16 protein-coding genes and 2 riboswitches are annotated in these 22,333 nt (G+C 66.4%); of the genes, 6 read left to right on the forward strand and 10 right to left on the reverse strand.

The features are described 5' to 3' along the window. Positions 1–2 precede the first annotated feature (2 nt). The 9 genes from FBY31_RS10750 to FBY31_RS10790 all read right to left on the reverse strand — a co-directional run bounded on the left by FBY31_RS10750 (position 3) and on the right by FBY31_RS10790 (position 12,689). On the reverse strand, positions 3–1,430 hold the full coding sequence (locus FBY31_RS10750; RefSeq protein WP_142040431.1) for an L-serine ammonia-lyase: 1,428 nt from the start codon (positions 1,428–1,430) through the stop codon (positions 3–5). Between the two features lie 87 nt (positions 1,431–1,517). Continuing rightward, positions 1,518–2,840, reverse strand: a complete 1,323-nt coding sequence (gene glyA, locus FBY31_RS10755) for a serine hydroxymethyltransferase (RefSeq protein WP_142040434.1) — start codon at positions 2,838–2,840, stop codon at positions 1,518–1,520. Further along, the gene (gene gcvH, locus FBY31_RS10760) at positions 2,837–3,220 is read right to left on the reverse strand and encodes a glycine cleavage system protein GcvH (RefSeq protein WP_142040437.1); all 384 of its coding nucleotides are present in this window, start codon (positions 3,218–3,220) and stop codon (positions 2,837–2,839) included. The genes glyA and gcvH overlap by 4 nt, the downstream gene beginning before the upstream one ends. A gap of 278 nt (positions 3,221–3,498) precedes the next feature. Then, a complete protein-coding gene (gene gcvT / locus FBY31_RS10765) occupies positions 3,499–4,629 on the reverse strand; it encodes a glycine cleavage system aminomethyltransferase GcvT (protein ID WP_142040440.1) in 1,131 nt (376 codons plus the stop codon). A 4-nt stretch (positions 4,630–4,633) separates the two neighbouring features. Further along, complete coding sequence (gene gcvP / locus FBY31_RS10770) at positions 4,634–7,516, reverse strand: aminomethyl-transferring glycine dehydrogenase (protein ID WP_142040443.1); 2,883 nt, start codon at positions 7,514–7,516, stop codon at positions 4,634–4,636. A 52-nt stretch (positions 7,517–7,568) separates the two neighbouring features. After that, a riboswitch (glycine riboswitch) is annotated at positions 7,569–7,676 on the reverse strand. A 1-nt stretch (position 7,677) separates the two neighbouring features. After that, positions 7,678–7,775, reverse strand: a riboswitch (glycine riboswitch). 118 nt (positions 7,776–7,893) lie between these two features. Next, complete coding sequence (locus FBY31_RS10775) at positions 7,894–8,562, reverse strand: GntR family transcriptional regulator (protein ID WP_142040447.1); 669 nt, start codon at positions 8,560–8,562, stop codon at positions 7,894–7,896. A 42-nt stretch (positions 8,563–8,604) separates the two neighbouring features. Beyond that, positions 8,605–9,591: an ornithine cyclodeaminase family protein gene (locus tag FBY31_RS10780; protein WP_142040450.1), complete on the reverse strand. Its 987-nt coding sequence runs from the start codon at positions 9,589–9,591 to the stop codon at positions 8,605–8,607. Between the two features lie 85 nt (positions 9,592–9,676). Then, positions 9,677–11,077 carry an amidohydrolase family protein gene (locus tag FBY31_RS10785; protein WP_235013016.1) on the reverse strand — a complete coding sequence of 467 codons (1,401 nt, stop codon included), beginning with the start codon at positions 11,075–11,077 and terminating at the stop codon, positions 9,677–9,679. 124 nt (positions 11,078–11,201) lie between these two features. After that, complete coding sequence (locus FBY31_RS10790; protein ID WP_142040454.1) at positions 11,202–12,689, reverse strand: amidohydrolase family protein; 1,488 nt, start codon at positions 12,687–12,689, stop codon at positions 11,202–11,204. Between the two features lie 165 nt (positions 12,690–12,854). On the opposite strand from FBY31_RS10790, the gene FBY31_RS10795 reads away from it, so the two are divergent. Both FBY31_RS10795 and FBY31_RS10800 read left to right on the forward strand, forming a co-directional pair. Then, on the forward strand, positions 12,855–14,312 hold the full coding sequence (locus tag FBY31_RS10795) for a DUF3100 domain-containing protein (RefSeq protein ID WP_235013017.1): 1,458 nt from the start codon (positions 12,855–12,857) through the stop codon (positions 14,310–14,312). A 104-nt stretch (positions 14,313–14,416) separates the two neighbouring features. Then, positions 14,417–15,649, forward strand: a complete 1,233-nt coding sequence (locus FBY31_RS10800; protein ID WP_142040457.1) for an amidohydrolase family protein — start codon at positions 14,417–14,419, stop codon at positions 15,647–15,649. Between the two features lie 94 nt (positions 15,650–15,743). Here the strand turns inward: FBY31_RS10800 and FBY31_RS10805 are convergent, their stop codons facing one another. Continuing rightward, on the reverse strand, positions 15,744–17,024 hold the full coding sequence (locus tag FBY31_RS10805) for an MFS transporter (RefSeq protein ID WP_235013018.1): 1,281 nt from the start codon (positions 17,022–17,024) through the stop codon (positions 15,744–15,746). 281 nt (positions 17,025–17,305) lie between these two features. Between FBY31_RS10805 and FBY31_RS10810 the strand changes: the two genes are divergently transcribed. The 4 genes from FBY31_RS10810 (at position 17,306) to FBY31_RS10825 (ending at position 22,202) form a co-directional block, all read left to right on the forward strand. Next, a complete protein-coding gene (locus FBY31_RS10810) occupies positions 17,306–18,031 on the forward strand; it encodes a GntR family transcriptional regulator (protein ID WP_235013019.1) in 726 nt (241 codons plus the stop codon). Positions 18,032–18,178: 147 nt separating this feature from the next. Next, entirely contained in the window at positions 18,179–19,525 is a 1,347-nt protein-coding gene (locus FBY31_RS10815; protein ID WP_142040463.1) for an L-fuconate dehydratase, read from the forward strand. Beyond that, complete coding sequence (locus FBY31_RS10820; protein WP_142040466.1) at positions 19,522–21,006, forward strand: aldehyde dehydrogenase (NADP(+)); 1,485 nt, start codon at positions 19,522–19,524, stop codon at positions 21,004–21,006. Before FBY31_RS10815 ends, FBY31_RS10820 begins: the two co-directional genes overlap by 4 nt. Then, entirely contained in the window at positions 21,003–22,202 is a 1,200-nt protein-coding gene (locus FBY31_RS10825) for a fumarylacetoacetate hydrolase family protein (RefSeq protein WP_142040469.1), read from the forward strand. The genes FBY31_RS10820 and FBY31_RS10825 overlap by 4 nt, the downstream gene beginning before the upstream one ends. The last annotated feature ends 131 nt before the right edge of the window (positions 22,203–22,333 follow it).

The raw sequence follows: 22,333 nt of genomic DNA on the forward strand, positions 1-22,333 counted from the left end.
CCTTAGCATTCCACGACGTTGACGGCGAGGCCGCCCATGGCCGTTTCCTTGTATTTGGAGCTCATGTCCTTGCCGGTCTCGCGCATGGTCACAATCACTTCATCCAGGGAAACGCGGTGCGAACCGTCGCCCCAGAGGGCCATCTTCGAGGCGTTGATCGCCTTCGCCGCGGCAATCGCGTTCCGTTCGATGCAGGGCACCTGCACCAGCCCGCCGATCGGATCGCAGGTCAGGCCCAGGTTGTGTTCCATGGCGATTTCGGCGGCGTTTTCCACCTGGGCAGGAGTTCCGCCCATCACCTCGGCGAGTCCCGCGGCGGCCATGGACGACGCCGAGCCCACCTCGCCCTGGCAGCCCACCTCAGCACCGGAAATGGAGGCCTGCTCCTTGTACAGCACCCCGACGGCGCCGGCCGCCAGCAGGAACTTGACCACCACGTCGTCGCGGTCCTCCTGGGTGGCGTTCTCCATCCCCGGCGCAAAGTGGAGCGCGTAGTACAGCACCGCCGGAATGATCCCGGCCGCACCATTCGTGGGTGCAGTGACCACCCGGCCGCCGGAAGCGTTCTCCTCATTCACGGCCAGGGCGATCAAGTTAACCCACTCCTGCCAATACTTCGGGTCGTGGAACTCCTGGTCCTGGCCTTCACTGTCCGGCCGAGAGCTTTCCTTTTTCAGCCGGTCGTACCAATCCGGGGCCCGACGGCGGACCTTCAGCCCGCCGGGCAGCACGCCTTCGCGCTTCAGGCTGGTCTCCACGCAGCCCTCCATCACGGAGTAGATGTGCAGCAAGCCTTCGCGGATCTCCTCAGGAGTGCGGCTGTCCTCCTCGTTGACCCGCATCACGTCGCTGATGCCCAGCCCGGTTTCCCGGCAGTGCTCAAGCAGTTCGGCGGCAGTCCGGAACGGCATCGGCAGTTCCTTCTTTGACTCCTCGAGCTCCTGCTGCGCCGCGTCCTCCTCGCCCTCGCGGACAATGAACCCGCCGCCCACCGAGAAGAAGGTCGCCGTGTGCAGGACGTTGCCGTCCACGTCGGACACCGTGAACGTCATGCCGTTGGTATGCCGCGGCAGGATGGTCAGCGGCCGCAGCACCATGTCCTTCACCCCATAAGGCAGCGGCACGGCGCCGGCGAGCTGCAGCATGCCAGTCTCGGCGATCACGGCCAGCCGTTCCTCCACCTCCTCCGGCAGGATCAGCTCCGGATGGAAACCCTCCAGCCCAAGCAGGATGGCCGTCATGGTGCCGTGCCCGTGGCCCGTCGCCGCGAGCGAACCATAGAGGTCCACCCGCAGCGACGCCACATCCGCGAGCTTGCCGTGGGCCTTGAGCTCCTCCGCAAAAACGGCAGCAGCCCGCATCGGCCCGACGGTGTGCGAGCTCGAAGGCCCGATCCCCACACTAAATAGATCAAAGACTCCAACAGCCATGGTGATTCCTAACTAGAAGGGGGTCGGTGGTTGAGGGGATTCGACAGGCTCAACCACCGGTGGTTGAGCCTGTCGAACCCTGCCGAGTCAGCTGAGGTTCGCTACGCCCGGGTAGAGCGGGTGGGCTTTAGCGAGTGCTTCGACGCGGTGACGCAGGCCCGAAAGGTCCGCGCCGGCGTCGGCCGTCAAAGCCTCGGCGATGATGTCCGCAACCTCGCGGAAGGCAGCCTCACCGAAGCCGCGCGTGGCCAGGGCCGGGGTGCCGATCCGCAGCCCGGAGGTGACCATCGGCGGGCGGGGGTCGAACGGGACGGCGTTGCGGTTCACGGTGATGTCGATTTCCGCGAGCCGGTCCTCGGCCTGCTGTCCGTCGAGTTCACAGTTGCGCAGGTCCACGAGGACCAGGTGCACGTCGGTGCCACCGGAGACCACGCTGATCCCCTTGGCGGTGACGTCCGGCTGGACCAGTCGCTCGGCCAGGATGCGGGCGCCTGCGAGGACGCGCTCCTGGCGCTCCTTGAACTCCTCCGACGCGGCGATCTTGAACGCCACGGCCTTGCCGGCAATGACGTGCTCAAGCGGGCCGCCCTGCTGGCCCGGGAACACAGCCGAGTTGATCTTCTTGGCGATGTTGGCGTCGTTGGTCAAAATGATGCCGCCGCGCGGACCGGCGAGGGTCTTGTGCGTGGTGGAGGTGGTGACGTGGGCGTGCGGGACCGGCGACGGGTGCAGCCCTGCGGCCACGAGTCCGGCGAAGTGGGCCATGTCCACCATCAGGTACGCGCCCACCGAATCGGCGATCCGGCGGAACTCGGCGAAGTCCAGCTGCCGTGCGTAGGCGGACCAGCCGGCAACGATCAGCGCCGGCTTGTGCTCCTGGGCCAGGCGCTCCACCTCGGCCATGTCCACGGTGTGGGTGTCCTCGCGGACGCCGTACGGGACCACGTTGTACAGCTTGCCGGAGAAGTTGATCTTCATCCCGTGGGTGAGGTGGCCGCCGTGGGCCAGGTTCAGGCCCATGATGGTGTCGCCCGGCTTGATCAGCGCGTGCATCACCGAGGCGTTGGCCTGCGCGCCCGAGTGCGGCTGCACGTTGGCGAACTCCGCGCTGAACAGCGCCCTGATCCGGTCAATCGCGAGCTGTTCGATGACGTCCACGTGCTCGCAGCCGCCGTAGTACCGCTTGCCCGGGTAGCCTTCGGCGTACTTGTTGGTCAGCACCGAGCCCTGCGCCTGCATCACGGCGACGGCGGTGTGGTTCTCGGAGGCGATCATCTCCAGGCCGTCACGCTGGCGGGTGAGCTCGTCGTCGATCTTCGCGGCGATCTCCGGATCCAGCGCGGACAGGTCCGCGTCCAGCGACGGGGAAACGACCTGCTCGAACGCCGCTGTTGCGGCCGCGGCGCTCACAGTTCGCCGCCGTTGGCTGCCGCGTACTCTTCAGCGGACATCAGCGGTCCTTCTTCTGTGACGGCCACCTTGAAGAGCCAGCCGGCGCCGTAGGGGTCGTTGTTGATCAGGGCGGGGTCGGAGACCACTTCGTCGTTGATCTCCACAACTTCTCCCGTGACGGGGGCGTAGAGGTCGGAGACGGACTTGGTGGATTCCACCTCGCCGCACGTCTCCCCCGCGGTCACCGTGGAGCCCACCTCGGGCAGGTCCACGTAAACAATGTCGCCCAGGGCGTCGGCGGCCACAGCGGAGATTCCGACGCCAGTAGGCCCGGATCCATCAGCAGCAACCCACTCGTGCTCGGCGGAGTACTTCAGTTCTGCAACAACTTTGCTCATGATTCTTTCCTTACGTTTGAAAACTTGTCGTGGTCGGGTCGGGAGGCTGGTGACCGAATTCCTCCGCGTGCTGCTCCTTCGTCGCTCTGACGCACGCTTCCGGAATCCGCTCACCGCCACAGGTCAGTAACCAAGGTGACGTACAAGGCCCCTTCGGACCCGGCCTCCGGCAGCGTGCTCCCCACCGTCCCCCTAAGCTCGCAAGCTCGGTTAGGGAACCCGGACGGTGTGGGCCCAGCATGCAGAGGAGGTCGGGTCCGGCGGGCCGGTAACTTCGGCTATTTGGTGCGCTTGTAAAACGGGAGGGCGACGACTTCGAAGGGCTCTGGCTTGCCGCGCAGGTCGATGTCCAGGGTGGTGCCGGGTGCGGTGAATTCGACGTCGACATAGGCCAGGGCGATCGGGTAGCCCAGGGTGGGGCTTGGCTGGCCAGAGGTCACCTCGCCCACCACGTTGCCGTCCTTGAGGACTGGGTAGTGGCTGCGTCCTGCACGGCGGCCCAGGCCTTTGAGGCCCACGAGCTTGCGCCCGGAGGAACCGGCGCCCAAGGCCTTGAGCTCCGCCAGCACGGCCCTGCCTACGAAGTCCGACTCCTTCTTGAGCGAGACAACCGGGCCCAGCCCGGCCGCGTAGGGGTTGCCCTCGCGGGAGAGCTCGTTGCCGTAGAGCGGCATGCCCGCTTCGAGGCGGAGCGAGTCGCGGCAGGCAAGGCCGGCGGGGATCAGACCGTGGCCGGCGCCAACTTCCAGCAGCGCGTCCCACAGTCCGGCGGCGTCCTCGTTCGGGATGTAGATCTCGAAGCCGTCCTCGCCGGTGTAGCCGGTGCGGGCCAGCAGCAGCTCCTGCACAGTGCCGTTGACGGCGATCCCTACCTCGACCGCCGCGTAGTACTTCAGCTCCGTCACCAGCGGGTGCTGTTCTGCGGGGACCAGTGCCAGGAGGATGGCCTCGGCGTTCGGGCCCTGGACGGCGATGAGGGAGGTCTCGGCGGAGACGTCCTCAACGGTGACGTCAAAGTTGGCAGCCCGTTCGGCCAGTGCCGCGGCAACCGCCCCGGCGTTGCCGGCATTGGGGACCACGAGGTACTTCTGTTCGCCGCGGCGGTAGGAGATGAGGTCGTCGATGATGCCGCCGTCTTCCTGGCAGATCAGCGAGTACTTTGCCTTGCCCACGGCAACGGCGGACAGCTTGCCGGCCAGGGCGTAGTCCAGGAAGGCTGCGGCGTCGGGGCCGGTGACCCAGACTTCGCCCATGTGGGAGAGGTCGAACAGGCCGGCAGCATTGCGGACGGCGTGGTGTTCGGCCAGCTCGGAGCTGTACTTCAGGGGCATCTGCCAGCCGCCGAAGTCGGTGAAGGAGGCGCCGGCAATCTTGTGCTGATCGTACAGCGCGGTGTAGTTCTCACTCATGGTGTTAGCCTTCCAATCCGGTGGTTGAGCCTGTCGAAACCTCGAATTCGGAAAGCGGAGGGCAGGAGCAGACCAGGTTGCGGTCCCCTGCTGCGCCGTCGATCCGGCCGACGGGCGGGAAGTACTTGTCCTGCCGGAGTGAGGCCACCGGGAAGGCGGCCTGCTCGCGCGGGTACGTCCGGTTCCAGTCGGAAGAGACGACGGCGGCTGCCGTGTGGGGTGCGTTGCGCAGCGGGGAGTTCTCCACGGAGAAGTCACCGGCGGCCACCTGGTCGATTTCCTGGCGGATGGTGATCATGGCTTCGATGAAGCGGTCGATCTCCGCGAGGTCCTCGGATTCGGTCGGCTCCACCATGAGCGTGCCTGCCACCGGGAAGGACAGCGTGGGGGCGTGGAAGCCGAAGTCGATGAGGCGCTTGGCTACATCCTCGGCAGTGACACCCGTGCGCGCTGTCAGGTCGCGCAGGTCCAGGATGCACTCGTGCGCCACCAGCCCGCTCTCACCGGTGTAGAGCACGGGGAAGTGCTCGTCCAGGCGGGCGGCGACGTAGTTCGCGGCCAGCAATGCGGACTTGGTGGCCTCGGTGAGGCCCTGCCCGCCCATCAGCTTCACGTAAGCCCAGGAGATGGGCAGCACGCCGGCGGAACCGAAGCGGGATGCGGAGATCGCTACGCCGTGGCCGGCTTCATGCGCAGCCTTGTTGGCGTCGCCCGGCATGAACGGCGCCAGGTGCGCCTTGGCAGCAACAGGTCCGACGCCGGGTCCGCCGCCGCCGTGCGGGATGCAGAACGTCTTGTGCAGGTTCAGGTGGGACACGTCGCCGCCGAACTTGCCCGGCTGCGCCAGACCGACCAGTGCGTTCAGGTTGGCACCGTCAACGTATACCTGGCCGCCGGCCGCGTGAATGGCGTCGCAGACTTCGCGCACATCGGAGTCGTATACACCGTGGGTGGACGGGTAGGTGATCATGATGGCCGAGAGGACGTCCTTGTGGGCCTCGATTTTGGCCTGCAGGTCGGCATGGTCGATGGTGCCGTCGGCAGCAGTAGCCACCACAACAACCGTCATGCCGGCGAGGACGGCGGAGGCGGCGTTGGTGCCGTGCGCCGAGGCGGGGATCAGGCAGACATTGCGCTGTGCCTCGCCCCGGGAGTGGTGGTAGCCGCGGATTGCCAGCAGGCCCGCGAGCTCGCCCTGCGAGCCGGCGTTGGGCTGGATGGACACCTGGTCGTACCCGGTGATCTCGGCGAGGTCGGCTTCCAGGCCGGCAATGAGTTCGCGCCAGCCGGCCGTCTGGGAGTCGGGGGCGAACGGGTGGATTGACGCGAATTCCGGCCAGGAGATGGCTTCCATTTCGGCGGTGGCGTTCAGCTTCATAGTGCAGGAGCCCAGCGGGATCATGGTGCGGTCCAGGGCCAGGTCGCGGTCGGAGAGGCGGCGGATGTAGCGCAGCAGCTGGGTTTCGGACCGGTGGGTGTTGAACACCGGGTGCTGCAGGTAGGTGGAGGTGCGCACCACCGGCTCAGGCAGCTCGAACCCGGCGGCCTCCACAACCGGACCCGCGCCAAAGGCGACGACCACCGCGGAGAGGACCTCCGGCGTCGTGGTTTCATCAACTGACACGCCGACTGTGTCCGGGTCGATGAGGCGCAGGTTGACGCCGCGGGCTTCGGCGGCGGTAATGACCTTGGCTGCCTTGCCGGGCACGCGCACGGTGATGGTGTCGAAGAAGGTGTCGCTGACCAGTTCGCGGCCGGCGATCTTCAGCGTGGCGGCGAGGGCTCGGGCGTTGTTGTGGACGGTTTCGGCGATCGCCTTCAGCCCGTCCGGGCCGTGGTAGACGGCGTAGAAGGACGAGACGATGGCGAGCAGGGCCTGTGCGGTGCAGATGTTGGAGGTGGCCTTCTCGCGCCGGATGTGCTGCTCGCGGGTCTGGAGGGCCAGGCGGTAGGCGGGAACGCCGGCGTTGTCCTTCGAAACGCCTACGATGCGGCCGGGGAGGGTGCGTTCCATGCCTTCGCGGACGGCCATGTAGGCGGCGTGGGGTCCGCCGAAGAACAGCGGCACGCCCAGGCGCTGGGTGGAGCCGACGGCGATGTCCGCGCCCTGCTCTCCCGGCGGGGTGATGAGGGTGAGGGCCAGGAGGTCGGCGGCGACGGTGACCAGGGCGCCGCGGTCTTTGGCCTCGGCGATGACGGAGGTCTGGTCCCAGACCCGGCCGGAGACGCCGGGCTGCTGGAGGACCACGCCGTTGATGTCGCCGTCGGGCAGTCCGTTGGTGAGGTCGGCGATTTCCACCTCGAAGCCGAGGGCTTCGGCGCGGCCCAGCACGATGGCGATGGTCTGCGGAAGGAGGTCGGCGTCGAGGACGGTCTTGCCGTCCTTCGCGGTCTTGTTCTTGTTGGCCCTGCGCATCAGGAGCACGGCTTCGGCGACGGCGGTGGCTTCGTCCAGGAGGGAGGCGTTGGCCACCGGGAGCGCGGTGAGGTCCTGGACCATGGTCTGGAAGTTGAGCAGCGCCTCGAGCCGGCCCTGGGAAATCTCCGGCTGATAAGGGGTGTAGGCGGTGTACCAGGCGGGAGCTTCGAGGACGTTGCGGCGGATCACCGGCGGGGTCACGGTGTCGTAGTAGCCCTGGCCGATCATCTGCACGGCCATCTTGTTCTTGCCCGCCAGCTTGCGGAGCTCGGCTAGAACCTGGACTTCGCTCAGGGCGCTCTCGAGGGTGAGGGGCTTGTCCTGGCGGATGGAATCGGGAACGGCGCTGTCGACCACGCCATCGAGGCTGTCGTAGCCGACGGCCTTGAGCATGGTGTCGATGTCGGACTGGCGGCGTGCGCCGATATGGCGGTCTGCGAAGGTGGTGGGGGACGATTGAACCGTCATGAGAGGAACTCCATAATTCAGGTGGCGCCTAAGCACCACGTTGATTCGGGTTCCTCCCCGCTCTGTATTGGACCTGAGAGTTTTGCGTTGCCCTGCCGTTTCGCAGGACGCCACTTGCACCGTCGGTGAGTCCGGTTGCCCGGACTGCTTTCCAGAGTTGCCTTGCCGCGGCGGTACGTGGGCCTGAGAGATTCCTGGGGAGGGTTTGCTCCTACGGCGCCTGCTGAACGTACCGGCAGGACTCTCCCGCCGCAGATCATTAGCATGTGCCACTGGTGGGTGACACGGCTCACACCCTACAGGTTGCGGGGGCGGGATGCAAAATCCGCGCGGTTTCAAGGCGCACGTACGACGGCGGACACGCCGCCGTCGCGGGCCTACTGTTCAGGCAGCCGCCCGGCAAGTCCCCGGAGGGAGGGTTCCCGGCCCAGCTCCACATGGGCAAACGCCAGCGCTGCCGCAAGTTCGGCTCTGCCGTCATAGATCGCCTTGCATAGGCTTAGATGCTCTGCGCACTGAACCAGGGGGTCGCGGTGCCCGGTCAGGGTAAAGAGCCACTGCATCCTGCCCAGGAGCGGCTTCATGGAGTACTCCAGCAATGCGTTGCCGCCCATCGAGACGATCTCTGCATGCAGGGCCGTGTTGCTCAGCGGGATTTGCGCGTGGTCGTGGCGCAGGGTCGCTTCTTCGGCCCGGTCCATCATCTGCTGGAGGCGCGCCGAGGACTCCCCCCGCGCGGCGGCCTGGGCGGCGAGCCGCGCGGCGAGGACTTCGAGGCTGAGCCGGACATCAAAGAGTTCGTTGACGTCCCTCAGGGTGATCTGCTTGACGGTGGCCCCGCGCCGCGGAGAGGTGTCAATGAAGCCTTCGGCTTCCAGCAGCTGGAGGGCTTCGCGGACGGGTACCCGGGAAACGTCCAAGGCCTGGGACAGCTCGCGTTCCCTAAGCCGGGAGCCGGGCGCGAAGTCACCCGAGATGATCAGCTCGCGGATCCGTGCCCGGGTAGCGTCAGCCGAGGACGCGGGTGAGTCCGCATGGACAGTCAATGATGCCTCCCGTTGATTCCGGCGCCCTGCTTCGATGCCGCCTCAGTTATTCAGCTCCACATGGGTGCCGATCCCCTGGTCAAGTGCAGCGTCATACAGGAGCCGCCCGATCGCAAGGTCCTGCAGGCCGATACCCACCGAGTTGAACAAGGTTATGTCCTCATCCCCCAGACGGCCTGCTTTTGTCCCAGCCGCCACGTCACCAAGTTCTGCTTCCACATCCTCGAAGCCCATGGCGCCTTCCGTTACCGGGATGATCAGCCCCCCGGACTTGGCCCTTGCTGTAGCGAGGCTGTCCACGAAAACCCGCGCCCGGACCATGCCCGCTGAGTCAACTTCCCGGTGGTCCGGCCGCGGACGGGATCCGACGGCGTTAACGTGCAGTCCGGGCTGGAACCACTCCCCTTTGACCAATGGCTCAACCGCTGGCGTGAGGGTGCACAGCACGTCCGAGCCCTCGACGACCTCCCGCACGCTGGCGGCCCGCGTAATGTTCAGCCCGTAACAGGAAATTTCGTCGCAGAAGGCAGCGACGGTCTCAGTGGAACGGGACCACACCACCACGTTTCTCATTGGCAGCACGGCCAGCATGGCTTCCACATGGGCCACCGCCAAGGCGCCTGCCCCCACCAGCCCCAAGGTGGTGCTGCGGGGCCTCGCAAGGAGCTTCGTTGCCACCGCGCTGGCTGCCGCGGTGCGGACCCGGGTGGGAACTTTACCGTCCAGGATGGCCAGGGTTTCACCGGTCAGCTGGGAGACGAGCATGATGGTGGACCGCTGGGTAGGCAGGCTGGCCGCACCGTTGGACGGGATGTCCGCCAGCAGTTTCACTGACGCCAACTCCTCCGCTTCGGACAGCGCCGCCATCGGCAGGAACCTCGCATCCGAGGACGGGAGGAGGAGCGAATCCGGGGCAGGCTGGACGGCAGTGCCTCGGCTGAGCCCGGCAAAGACGCGTTCGACGGCGGCAATGGTCCCGGGCATGTCGGCCAGGGCCTGGAGCTCGGACGCTTTAAGGATCAGGGTCATAGGGAATGGCTTTCTGAATGGAAGGGCGCGTTGGCCTTGGCGGGCAGGGCGGGCCGGATAACCGGGCCCCTGGAGGTCAGGCTGGTCAGAGGTCATTCCGAACAAGGACTCCCTGCGCCACCACGGCCCGGATTCCTTCCAGGGCGGAGCCGCTGGCCAAGGGATCCGAGTCCACAATGATGGCGTCCGCGAAGGAACCGCGCATCAACCGGCCGGCGTTTTCACTCCAGCCGAGCAGCGCGGCGGCATTGACTGTCGCGGCCCTCAGGGCGTCCAGCGGCGAAAGCCCGGCCTCACTCAACAGACGCACTTCCGTGCCGATCGGTGTCACGTCTGATCCGAAGGAGTCCGTACCCGCAACGACGGTCACGCCGGCATCATGAGCAGCTTTCACGGCTGCTTTGATGATGGGGGTGTACTCCTTGCCGCGGGCGGCAAGGATCGGGTTGGACGAGCCCGCCATGCTGGTGATGGCGTCCATGGTCGGCGTGAAATACGTCCCCTGGCTGGCCATCCGGGAGATGGTCTCTTCGCTGACAAAGACGCCGTGCTCGATGCTGCGCACACCGGCCCGGACCGCGCCGTCTATCCCTTGGGCACTGTAGGCATGGCACAGCACGCCCGCGTTGCTTGCGGCCTTGACCACGGCGGAGAGCTGATCGTAGTTGTAGACCAGCTCGCGGGGATCCTGCTCCGGCAGGCCCGCGCGGGGGTTGGCCCTCGTCTTAATCACCTGCGCGCCGCGCTTCAGGTTGATGCGGGTGAGGTAGGCGAGGTCGCCCGGTTCCGTGACTCCCCCCGTCAGGGAAGCCAGGGGTGCAAGATCCGGGTCGGCGAGGAGCGAGTCCCCCAGTTCGGGTGAAATGAACAGGCCGGCCGGGCTCATCCGCGGCGAAGCGCCGGCGGCCCAGGCAGGCAGGGCGGCCAAGGCGACGTCCTGGTAGAAGCTGCTCGAACCGCTCCTGACGCTGGTTGCTCCGCCCTGCAGGATGGCGCGCGCATCAGACAGCGCGTTCGCATGGACGTGCACATCGATGAGGCCGGGAACGACCCAGCGACCGGAGGCATCCACCATGAGGGCACGGCCGGCAAGTGCGGCGACTGCACGGCGTGTTTCCTCACGGGTACCCACCGCGCTGACCTTTCCTCCTTCCAGCACCAGGACGCCGTCTTCGACGGCACCGCCTGTCTTGGGGTCCACGATGGTGCCGCCTTCGATGATCATTGGCGGCGACGCAGGACGCGCATGGTAGCCGGTGCTTGTTGCGTTGCCCTCGGCTTTAGCAGCCGGGGCATTTCCCAACTGTGCGGCAAGGCTGGCCACTGAGATTCCGGCGAGCGCGGCTGCCCCCGCGAGAATGCCGCGGCGCGGAACTGCGGCGGAAGGGAGGGCAGCGGGGGTGTGGTCGTGCAGGCACATGGTTTTCTCCAAAGGAAAGGGCCCGGCAGCAGGAGCGCGGGGTCCGGTGGGATCGGTGACTGTCATGCTTTTGGTGAGGGTCGGGTGAGCTTCCCCCACTACGCGCTGGTGGCCCTCGTGTCCATCCACGGTAGCCCATTTGGTATACCAAACCAATAGTAGACGGCAACGGCGTTACGAATAGAGTGCGTCATGAAACGGCTGCCGGGGTAACGATGTCCGCCTGCGGATAGGCAGGCGGAAACAGCTCGTCCGCTTCCCGGCGCCGGTGGTCCCGTTCTCCGTAGGCAGCCTTCATCTGGTCGAAGAGGCGCTGGCCCTCGGCCCGAAGCGCCGCGAGGTCGACGCCGGGCAGGGCGCCTTCCACCACTACCGGCCGCCCGGCCACGAAAGTGTCCGTCACTTGGCGCGCCGTACCGTTCAGCACCAGGGTGCGCAGCGGATCTTCAACGACCCCGTCCGCGAAATGGCCCAGCGAGACCACCGTGATGTCCGCCTGCATGCCGGGGGCAAGCCTTCCCAGGTCCGGCCGCCCAAGGGCCTTGGCCCCGCCAAGGGTGGCGGCGTCGAAGTAGTCAGTCAGGGCGCCGGCGCCGGGCCTTTCCTCGACCAGCCGGGTCAGGTGCATGCCCGCATCGATGCCGCGGACCAGGTCCGGCGGGAAGGAGTCGGTGCCCAGGCACAAGTTGACGCCCGCCTCGCGGAAGCGGTCGAACGAGACAAGCTGCTTCTGGTAACGGAACGACGTCAGGGGGCAGTGGACAATGCTGACCCCATGGCGCGCCAGCAGGTCCAGCGGGCCTCCGGGCCCCGCCGCGGCAGGGTCCTTGGCGTCGATCACCACGCCGTGCGGGATGAGGAGCCGTGTACCGAAAAGGCCGGTGGATTCGAGGAGCTCCAGCACGCCGCGTCCGGCAGAGCGCTGCAGCAGCCCGTCTTCCAAGGGTGACTGGAGGCAGTGCAGCCGGACGAGCGCGTCGCGGTCGCGGGCAATCCGGGCAGTCTCCCGCATGAGGTTTTCGGACAACGTCTCAATGCGGCACGGCAGCAGGACGCCGGTGATGAGCGGGTCCGCGAGGTCGACAGCATAGTCCAGGAAGTCCTGTGCGTCCTGCAGTCCGGCAACCCCACGGGCTTCATCGAAGTGGACCTCGCGGCCGCCTGCGTCAGTGGTGACATGGACTCCCGAACGGTAGGCCGGCCCGAGGTAGCCCCGGAGTCCGATCCGCCGGCTGGTCCCTGCCATGTCCACGAGTTCATCGAGGCCTTCAGCCCAGGAACTGTGGATCTCCGAGGCGATCGGCATGTAGGTGGTAATGCCGTGCAGGGCCAGCTGCGCCAGCGCGAATTCCCGGACCTGAGCGCGCTCAGCCCGGCTGAACACGTCCCTGCGGCGGTTGGCGAAGTAGTCCTCGGACCACAGATGGCCGGCCGCAACGTCGGGCGAAGGCCATGAGTCGAGGATCAGGTGGTCAATGTCGGCGAGGGCATCCAAGTCGATCAGGCCGGGCATGACAAGGCTCTTGCCGTAGTCGCGTTCCTCATCAACCGGGCCACTATAGCCCCGCCCCACAAAAACGATGACATCTCCTTCGAACACGACTTCGCCGTCCTCAACGAGGGTGTGCCGCTTTCCATCAAAACCCAGAACGTACCGGGCTGAGATTTTCGTGTACATCGTGCCTCCTTGCACCTGCCGCCGGGGATCACTCCGGCCGGCTACAAAATGTGACTTGCCTCTCACAAGGTATGAGTATACAGTCTTTTGGTATACCAGAACGACATTCCCAAACTGCGGGATGTTCTTGTTCCTCTCCCTGTTCCCCCTCGAAAGGCCTGCGTCATGCGCAATGAAGCGAAGACCACAGGCGGTACCGCGTCCGTCCTGGTGGACGCGGTACCGTCGCGTACTTTCCGTGCCCGACCCGTCCTGTGGTTTGCGATGATCGCGATCTCCACCGCCGTCTGTGCCGTGGCCATCATGATCGGAACCCACAAGTTCCACCTCGGCCCGGCCGCGATCGTCCTGATGCCAATCCTGTGGACCGTGCTCATCGGCGGCTTTCTTGGAGTGCAGAGATGGAAACCAATCGGGGGGCGTGCCCGTGCAGTGTCCACCCACCTCATGGACGTCTCCATCGTGTTCTTCCTGGCGGGCCTCGGCACGCAGATCGGCCCGTCCCTGACGAAGTTCACCGGCATCGGTCCTGCGATCCTGCTGCAGGAGGTGGGCCACGTGGTGGGCACGGTGATCCTGGCCCTGCCGGTCGCTGTTGCGCTTGGCCTGGGCCGCACTGCGGTCGGCGCCACCTGGTCGATTGACCGCGAGTCCTACCTTGCCTTCGCCATTCAGCGCTTTGGCGTCCGCTCCCCCGAGTACCGCGGCGTGTTCGCTGTGTGGGTTCTGGGCAGTGTGTTCGGCGCCGTGTTCATCTCGCTGCTGGCAGGCCTTCTGGGGGGACTGGACTTCTTTGACCCGCGGGCCCTCGCGCTGGGACTTGGCCTCGGGTCCGCCTCCATGATGCTCGGCGGCGTGGGTGCCCTGTCCATCCTGTACCCGGAAATGGCGGGCGAGATCATGGCCCTCGCTGCCCTCTCCAACCTGGTGACCAACATCGTGGGCTTCTACGCCGGCGTTTTCATCGCGCTACCGATGTGCCAAAAGCTCTACAGGATGTGGTCCCGTATCTTCGGACGGGACGACCTGGGCCGCCGTGTCCGCCGCGGAGCTCTCCTTGGCGCCGCAGCCGGGACCCAAGCAGGCGGGTCCGTCCAGGCACACCGGGGCGGCGCGGTCACGGAGCCGGATGAGTTGTCCGGCACTGACACCGTGGACGTCCACGGCATCGAAGCGGACCCCGTTGTTGTCCGCTCCCCCAAGACGTGGCTCGCCGCGTTCGCCGCGACAGGAGCGGCCGGCGTCCTCCTGAACGCGCTCGGCACGGGATCAGTGCGGCCGCTGGATGTGGTCGGCGTGACAATCCTTCTGGCACTTACTGCCATCGCCCTGGTTCTCGCCAAGCTCGTCAGAGCAGTTCCGTCCAGCATCTGGGTCCTGGCCCTGGCAACGATTGCCTCCGCGACGTTCCTGCCCGTCGGCCCGTTCATTGCCTCCACTACCCAGAACATCAACGTCCTCTTCGCAGGCCTGCCCATGATCGCCCTTATCGGCATGTCACTGGGCCGAGATGTGAAGGCGCTCCGCTCACTGAGCTGGAAGATCATCATCGTCGCCCTGATGACCTTCACCGCGAGCTTCGTCGCCGCGGCAGTCATTGCGCAGCTCGCCTTCCATTTCTAGCCTATGCTGCGGCAGGGAAGACGCCGGCGCGTAGGATCGGTGCCTTCCCTGCCGTCGTAACACCACAGACCGTTCACCGCACAGCACTGCAGAAGGAATCAGGCATGCTCATCACCAATGTCCGTTCGTGGGGCGGGGACGCCGTAGACCTGGAGATTAGCGGGGGACGGATCTCGGCCGTCCACGCGGCCGGGACCGGCGCCGTAACTGATGACGCTGACGGCCAGAAACTGGACGGGCGCGGCCGAATTGCCCTCCCGGCATTCACGGATGTGCACGTCCACCTGGACTCGACCCGGATCGGGCTGCCGTTCCGGGGGCACACGGGCTCGCCGGGCGTGTGGAACATGATGCGCAATGACCGGGAAAACTGGCGCGGCACCCCCATCCCCTACCCTGATGTGGTGGCGGGGACGCTGGAACGGATGATCGCCCGGGGCACCACGCGCGTCCGTTCCTACGCCCAGATCGACGTGGACTGCAAGCTTGAGCGCTTCGAGGCAGTCATGGCCGCGAAGGAGCGCTTTGCCCGCGCGGCGGACGTGGAGATCATGGCTTTCCCCCAGGCCGGCATCCTGCTGGAGGAAGGCACTGTCCCGCTGCTCGAGGAGGCATTGCGGGCGGGGGCCACGACTATCGGCGGCATCGACCCCTGCCAGCTGGACCGCGATCCGGTGCGCCATTTGGACATCGTGTTCGGCCTGGCTGAGAAGTACGGGGTCGACGTCGATATCCACCTTCACGAGCCCGGGCAGCTTGGGGTCTTCAGCGCGGAACTTGTCTTCGAACGCACCCGCGCACTGGCCATGCAGGGACGCGTGTCGCTGTCCCACGCTTACGATCTGGCCAACGTCCACCCCGATGTGACAGCCCGGATCATGGAGCAGATGGCCGAACTGGACGTCGCCTGGGCAACGGTGGCCCCGGCAAGCGGCGGCACACAGTTCGACCTGGCCCAGATGACCGCGGCCGGGATCCGCGTGGGTCTTGGCGAGGACGGCCAACGGGACTACTGGAGCCCGTACGGTAATTGCGACATGCTGGACCGCACCTGGCAGTTGGCCTTCACCCACCGGCTGCGCAAGGACCGGCTGATCGAGCACTGCGCGGCGATCGCCACCGTCGGAGGCGCCTCCATCGTGGACCGCACGGTTCAGCGCCTCACCAGTACGGATGACCGGCCCGGCCTCACTGTTGGAGACGCAGCAAATATCGTTATGGTGGAGGGCGAAACCGTCACCAGCGCCGTCATGGACCGCGGCACGGACCGTACCGTCACCCACAACGGCAGGCTGGTTGCCGACGGGTTGGTTGTTCTTCCGGAACTGACCGCGTAAGTCACGGGCAGGTTTCGGTACTTTCCGGAGCAGACACCAAAGCGGACGACGGCGGAACCTCCCGCCGTCGTCCGCTTGCTCGCGGGTCGCTGCCCTACATTTTGGCGGGCTCAGCCACCTTCAGCGGCTCGATCTTGCCCATCACAAACAGGTAGTTGGCGGCGCCGACCAGGGCCACACCACCGATGACGGCGAGCGGCGCCACGAAGGAGCCGGTCTGGTCCACCAGGACGCCGATCAGGATGGGGGTGAAGATGCCGGCAAGGTTGGAGGCGAAGTTCTGAAGGCCGCCAATGGAACCCACATGCCGTGAGCTCGGGGCAACGTCGGCCGGAAGGGACCAGATGCCCGTGGCCGCGACGGTCAGGCTGGAGTAGGCAACCGAGAGCAGGGCCAACGCCATCCAGGCCTCGGGCACCAATGCCGCGAACATGATGACCGAACCGCCCGCCAGGCCGCCGGCGATGGCGGTCTTGCGAACCCGGGTCACCGAGACGCCGCGCTGGACGGCACGGTCGGCAACATAGCCGGCCAGCCAGCCGAATGCCACGGCGCAGATGCCGGGAATGGCGCCAAAGAAGCCCAGTTTGAGCAGGTCAAAGCCCCGCTCTTTCACCAGGTAGCTCGGGAAGAACGTGATGAAGAAGTAGATGGCGCTGTTGAGGCAGAAGAATCCGAACATCATGCTGAGGACGGTGCGGTACTTGAAAAGCGACCGCCACGGCAGCTTCGCTGCGCTCTCGTCGTCACTGGCGGCACTCCGCGCACCGCCTTCCCGGATGTAGGCAACCTCGGCGGCGTCCGCCGTCGGGTGCTCTTCCGGGCTGCGGTAGACCTTCCACCAGACCGCGGCCCAGATGAGGCCCGCGACGCCGATGATGATGAATACGGCGTGCCACGAGGTGAACGCAACGATCAGGGTAACGATCGGCAGGGCGATGACCGCTCCCACGCGGGAGCCCGAATCCCAGATGCTGGTGGCAAATGCGCGCTCCCGGACGGGGAACCACGTGGCCACTACCTTGGCGGCAGTACTCGGAGCGGGGCTCTCACCCACCCCGAGCAGGAACCGGGCAGCAAAGAGGGACCAGAAGTTCGTGGCAGCGGCGGTGACCATGGTGAAAACGGACCACCATACGGCGGCCAGGGAGAACGACCGGCGGGGGCCCACCTTGTCGACGTACCAGCCGGCTGCCAACTGGCAGAAATCGTAGGCCCAGAAGAAAGCGGCGAAGATCAGGCCCTGCTGGGTGGCTGAGAGCTCGAAGTCCTTGCCCATGAACGGCAGCGCCACGCTGAGGCTGGAACGGTCCAGGTAGTTGATGCTCAACCCGATGAAGGCGAGCCAGATGATCATCCAACGTTTACGGGTCATGGTGCGGGGGGCCTTGGGGGAATTTTTAGGGGCAAGCCTACTGCCTAGAGCAGTCATACGGTCTCCTTTGACGTAAACACGGGCTTTGGGCGCAGTGGCACGGGGACGGCCAGGCGACGGGTTTTAAGGGGGAATGATCGTATAGGAATTATGACAATCATATATGGAAAGTGATCCAGGACAAGTGCAGGGTCCGAAAAACTTCCCCACCGCGACGAAACGGGCCGGTGGCTTATGATTCCCACAGCGACTCCGGCCACCCATGCAAAGAGGTAAAACGCGTGCCCCCACGTCAACCGTCCGATACGTCCCGCACGAAAGCGGCCGTTACCGACGTCTACTCCGCCATGCGGACGTCCATCCTCAATGGTGAGATCGAACCCGGAACGCGGATCAACATCGACGCGGTTTCCCGCAGCATGGGCGTGTCACAAACGCCCGTCCGGGAGGTGCTCCAGCGGCTGGAGGGTGACAACCTCGTGGTCTACACACCGGGCCGCGGCTACAGCACCACTCCCCTGCTCGGACTGGACGAACTGCGCTCCTTGTTTGAATTCAGGCTGCTGGTTGAGCCGTGGGCTGCCCGGGCGGCAGCAGTGGACCGGCTGGCCAACCCCGCCCGTGCACTGGAAAAGGAACTCACCGCCTTCCAGGAAGTGATGCGGGGCGGGCAGGATCTTCGGCAGGACCTCGTTGCTCACGACACCCGCTTTCATGACACCATCCTGGCGGCAGCCGGAAACCCGGTGGTCCGGCATGCGTTCGCCCAGACCCACTGCCACCTGCACACCTTCCGCCTGTACCCGGCCGACGTCGACGGGGCCATCACGGTAGCGGAGCATTCAGCAGTCAGGGAGGCAATTCTGGCCTGCCGGCCCGAAGCGGCGGAGGAGGCGATGGCGCAGCACATCAGAAACTCCTTCACTCGCTTTGCCCAGGCCTTCGAGGGAACTGTTGATCTTGAGCCGCTCGAGGAGGGCGGACCGCCCAGGACCCGCATCGTGTGACGTGAATGAGTGCCCCGGCTTCAGGCCGGGGCATTTTTTTGCCCCACTTCTGCACCTGCCCCTTGATCTGCGTCACACTTCCTATATGATTATGAGGATTCGTATAGGAATTGCCCTCACTCCTCAGATTGCAGAGAGAAGAACAGCATGCCTTCCATTACTTCCATCCACACCCAGGACGTCCGCTTCCCCACGTCCCTGGAGCTCGATGGCTCCGACGCGGTCAACGTTGACCCGGACTACTCCGCCGCCTATGTGGTCATCCGCACCGACGCGGGCGATGAAGGACACGGCTTTGTGTTCAGCTGCGGACGCGGCAACGAAATCATCACCCATGCCATCGACTCCTACGCCGCCCTCCTGCGCGGCCGCGAGATCGATGAGCTCATTTACGACCTGGGCAACGCATCAAAGCGGCTCATCCACGATTCACAGCTGCGCTGGCTGGGCCCGGAGAAGGGCGTCACCCAGATGGCGGCGGGTGCGTTGGTCAGCGCTCTGTGGGACATCCGGGCCCGGCGTGAGAACAAACCCCTGTGGCTCCTGCTCAGCGAAATGCCCGCGGAGGAAATCGTCGACGTCGTCGACTTCACCCATATCCGCGACGCCCTCAACCCACAGCAGGCCCTGGACATCCTCCGGGCCGGCGAAGACGGCAAGGCCGCCCGGATCGCCGCGCTCAAAGCGGACGGCTACCCCGCCTACACCACCTCTCCCGGCTGGCTGGGCTACAGCGACGAAAAGCTGGTCAGGCTGAGCAAGGAAGCAGCAGCGGACGGCTTCGCCATGATCAAGCTCAAGGTGGGCGGCGACATCAATGACGACCGCCGCCGCATGGCCCTGGCCCGGCAGGCAGTGGGTGACCTGCCCATCGCGATTGATGCCAACCAGCGGTGGGAGGTCTCAGAAGCCATCGAATGGGTGAACCAGCTGGCCGAGTTCAACCCGTACTGGATTGAAGAGCCCACCAGCACGGACGACATCCTGGGCCACGCGGACATCCGCAAGGGTGTTTCCCCGGTCCGGGTTGCCACCGGTGAGGCCGTTGCCAGCCGCATCGTGTTCAAGCAGCTTCTCCAGGCCGGCTCCATCGACGTTCTCCAGCTGGATTCCACCCGCGTCGGCGGCGTCAACGAGAACATCGCCATCCTGCTGCTCGCTGCCAAATTCGGCGTCCCGGTGTGCCCGCACGCCGGCGGGGTGGGACTCTGCGAGCTCGTCCAGCACTTCTCCTTCTTCGACTACGCGGCCATCACCGGCAGCCAGGACGGCCGGATGATCGAATACGTGGACCACCTGCACGAGCACTTCGCCGAGCCCGTCCGCATCACCAACGGCCGCTACGCTGCCCCGCAGCTGCCCGGCACAGGCGCAGAAATGTTCAGCGCCTCACGGACCCGCTGGGAATTCCCGGGCGGGGCCGGCTGGGCGGAAGTAGGCAACCGCGCCGCCGTCACCGGCGCCCAGCTTGCCCAGTCGGGAGGCACCCGATGACCACCGGCGTGGAAAAGCTGGCCGCCGTCGTCGAGGCCGCCCACGCCGCCTTCGGAAAAGCCCGCACGGCGGATCCCTTCACCCGGGCAGCGTGGCTGGACGCCGTGGCGGCAGGCCTGGACAAGGATGCCGACGCGCTGGTGGCCCTCGCGCAACAGGAAACGCACCTGGCCGAGGCGCGGCTCCGCGGCGAACTGACGCGCAGCACCTTCCAGCTTCGACTCTTCGCCGACGAGATCCGGCGCGGCGAGCACTTCGACGCCACCATCGACCACGTGGATCCGGAATGGGGCATGGGGCCGCGGCCTGACCTGCGCCGGTACAACGTGCCGCTCGGCGCGGTGGGAGTCTTCGGCGCCTCCAACTTCCCGTTTGCCTTCAGCGTGATGGGCGGCGACAGCGCCTCGGCGCTGGCTGCCGGCTGCGCCGTGGTGCACAAGGCGCACGACGGGCACCTGCAGCTGGCGCTGCGCACCGCGGAGATCGTCATCGCGTCCCTCGACGCCGCCGGTGCGCCGTCCGGCCTGTTCTCGCTCGTTACCGGGCGGGCCGCCGCGGAGGCCCTCGTTGACCACCCCCTGGTCAAGGCCATCGGCTTCACCGGCTCGACGGCGGGCGGCCGCGCCCTGTTCAACCGCGCCGCCGCGCGGCCCGAGCCCATCCCCTTCTTTGGTGAGCTCGGCGGCATCAACGCCGTTTTCGCGACTGAAAAGGCCTGGGCCGCCCGCGCCGAGGAGATCATTACCGGTTACGCCAACTCCTTCACCCTGGGGATGGGCCAGTTCTGCACCAAACCGGGGCTGCTGTTCATCCCGGCCGGGCACGCGGACGCGGTTCGGGCGGGGCTGGACCAGGCCCTGGCAGGCTTCACTGCTGCCCCGCTGCTCAGCGGGCGCCTGCACGAAGGGTACGCCGGTGCCGTGCGCGGGCTCAGCGGTATGGAGGGAGTGGAGGTACTGGTTGAGGGCGATTTCGCCGAGGCGCCGTCACCCACCGTGCTGCACACCTCCGCGGCCGCGGTGCGCCGCGATCCTTCCATCCTGCGGCAGGAGATGTTCGGGCCCGCGAGCCTCATTGTGGAGTACGGGGACGAGTCGGAGCTTCCCGCTTTGGCCGGACTCCTGGAGGGCCAGCTCACCACTACCCTGCAGGCGGAAGCGGACGACGACGTCTCCGACTTGGCCGAACGGCTTACCGATATCAGTGGCCGGGTCCTGTGGAACGGCTGGCCCACGGGCGTTACCGTCAGCTACGCGCAGCACCACGGCGGACCGTACCCGGCAACGTCGTCGAACACCACGTCCGTGGGAACTGCCGCCATCCGGCGTTTCCTGCGGCCCGTCGCTTACCAGTCCTTCCCGGCGGACCGGCTGCCGGAACCCCTGCAGGACGCCAACCCGTGGGGTGTGCCGCAGCGTATCGACGGCGAGTGGCACCGGCCGGAGGCAGCGCCGGCTACGGCGGGCGGTGATGTGAAGTGAACACGCTCAAGAACATCACGCCGGCGTCCGTGCTGCCGGAGGACGCGGATTCCGCGCTCCTGATCGGCCGGGTGTGGGACATCGAAACGTCAGGCCCGCGCGTCGTTGCGGTCCAGGGCGGAGACGTCTACGACCTCCAGCCACTGGCCGGGACGGTCTCCGAGCTTCTCGAACGCCCGGACCTGGTGGCTGATGTCCGCACCGGGATGACCGCGCCGCGGTGGACGACGTCGGAGATCGTTGAGGCGTCGCTGGCGCGGGATACAAACCGCCCGCATCTCCTGGCGCCGGTGGACCTGCAGGTGGTCAAGGCCTGCGGCGTGACGTTTGTGGACAGCATGATCGAGCGCGTGATCGAGGAGCGCTGCGGCGGAGACGCCGGCCGGGCCGAGCAGACCCGCGAGCTGGTGGCGAAGGCACTGGGCGGCAGTCTCGGCTCGATCCGCCCGGGCTCCCGGGAAGCCGCCGAGGCCAAGAAGGTGCTGATGGCGGAGGGGCTGTGGTCGCAGTACCTCGAGGTGGGCATCGGCCCGGACCCCGAGGTGTTCACGAAGGCTCCGATGCTTTCCTCCGTGGGGCTTGGCGCGCAGGTGGGAATCCCGTCGTTTTCCCACTGGAACAACCCGGAACCGGAGCTGGTACTGATCGCCACGTCGGAGGGCTCTGTTGTGGGCGCAACGCTCGGCAACGACGTGAACCTGCGCGATGTTGAAGGCCGGAGTGCCCTCCTGCTGGGCAAGGCCAAGGACAACAATGCCTCCAGTGCGCTGGGTCCGTTTATCCGGCTGTTCGACGGCACCTTCACCTTGGGCACGCTCCGCGAGGAGGAGATCCTGCTGCGGGTTGAAGGTGAGGACGGCTACTCGCTTGAGGGCCGGAATTCCGTGGCCCGGATCAGCCGGCCTTTCGAGGAGCTCGTGGCGGCAACGCGCGGGCGCCACCACCAGTATCCGGACGGCTTCGCCCTGTTCACCGGCACCCTCTTCGCCCCGACGCAGGACCGGGACGAGCCGGGACAGGGCTTCACCCACAAGCTGGGCGACACCGTGACCATCCGCAGCCGGCACCTCGGTGCGCTCATCAACCAGGTGGGCCGCGCCGAGGAACTGCCGGAATGGTCCTTCGGGCTGCGGCAGCTGTTCGAGTACCTGCACCGCCAGCGCCAGCTTGCCGGCTCCGCTGCCGGGGGACGGTAGGTTCCAGCCCCCTGAGGCACCATCACCGCGGGCTTTGTGGTCTGGTGGCTGTTCCCGGAAATCCCGCTGGCCGCCGCGATGGCCCTGGGTGCGGTCCTGGCGCCGCCGGATGCGCGGCATCCCCACCTTTC

This window comes from Arthrobacter sp. SLBN-100 (assembly GCF_006715305.1).
In the GTDB taxonomy this organism is placed as follows: domain Bacteria; phylum Actinomycetota; class Actinomycetes; order Actinomycetales; family Micrococcaceae; genus Arthrobacter.

Coding starts and splice junctions, on each gene's coding strand:
- FBY31_RS10750 (WP_142040431.1), bottom strand. CDS start 1,430: ATGGCTGTTGGAGTCTTTGATCTATTTAGTGTGGGGATCGGGCCTTCG.
- gcvH (WP_142040437.1), bottom strand. CDS start 3,220: ATGAGCAAAGTTGTTGCAGAACTGAAGTACTCCGCCGAGCACGAGTGG.
- gcvT (WP_142040440.1), bottom strand. CDS start 4,629: ATGAGTGAGAACTACACCGCGCTGTACGATCAGCACAAGATTGCCGGC.
- gcvP (WP_142040443.1), bottom strand. CDS start 7,516: ATGACGGTTCAATCGTCCCCCACCACCTTCGCAGACCGCCATATCGGC.
- FBY31_RS10780 (WP_142040450.1), bottom strand. CDS start 9,591: ATGACCCTGATCCTTAAAGCGTCCGAGCTCCAGGCCCTGGCCGACATG.
- FBY31_RS10785 (WP_235013016.1), bottom strand. CDS start 11,077: ATGACAGTCACCGATCCCACCGGACCCCGCGCTCCTGCTGCCGGGCCC.
- FBY31_RS10790 (WP_142040454.1), bottom strand. CDS start 12,689: ATGTACACGAAAATCTCAGCCCGGTACGTTCTGGGTTTTGATGGAAAG.
- FBY31_RS10795 (WP_235013017.1), top strand. CDS start 12,855: ATGCGCAATGAAGCGAAGACCACAGGCGGTACCGCGTCCGTCCTGGTG.
- FBY31_RS10800 (WP_142040457.1), top strand. CDS start 14,417: ATGCTCATCACCAATGTCCGTTCGTGGGGCGGGGACGCCGTAGACCTG.
- FBY31_RS10805 (WP_235013018.1), bottom strand. CDS start 17,024: ATGACCCGTAAACGTTGGATGATCATCTGGCTCGCCTTCATCGGGTTG.
- FBY31_RS10815 (WP_142040463.1), top strand. CDS start 18,179: ATGCCTTCCATTACTTCCATCCACACCCAGGACGTCCGCTTCCCCACG.
- FBY31_RS10820 (WP_142040466.1), top strand. CDS start 19,522: ATGACCACCGGCGTGGAAAAGCTGGCCGCCGTCGTCGAGGCCGCCCAC.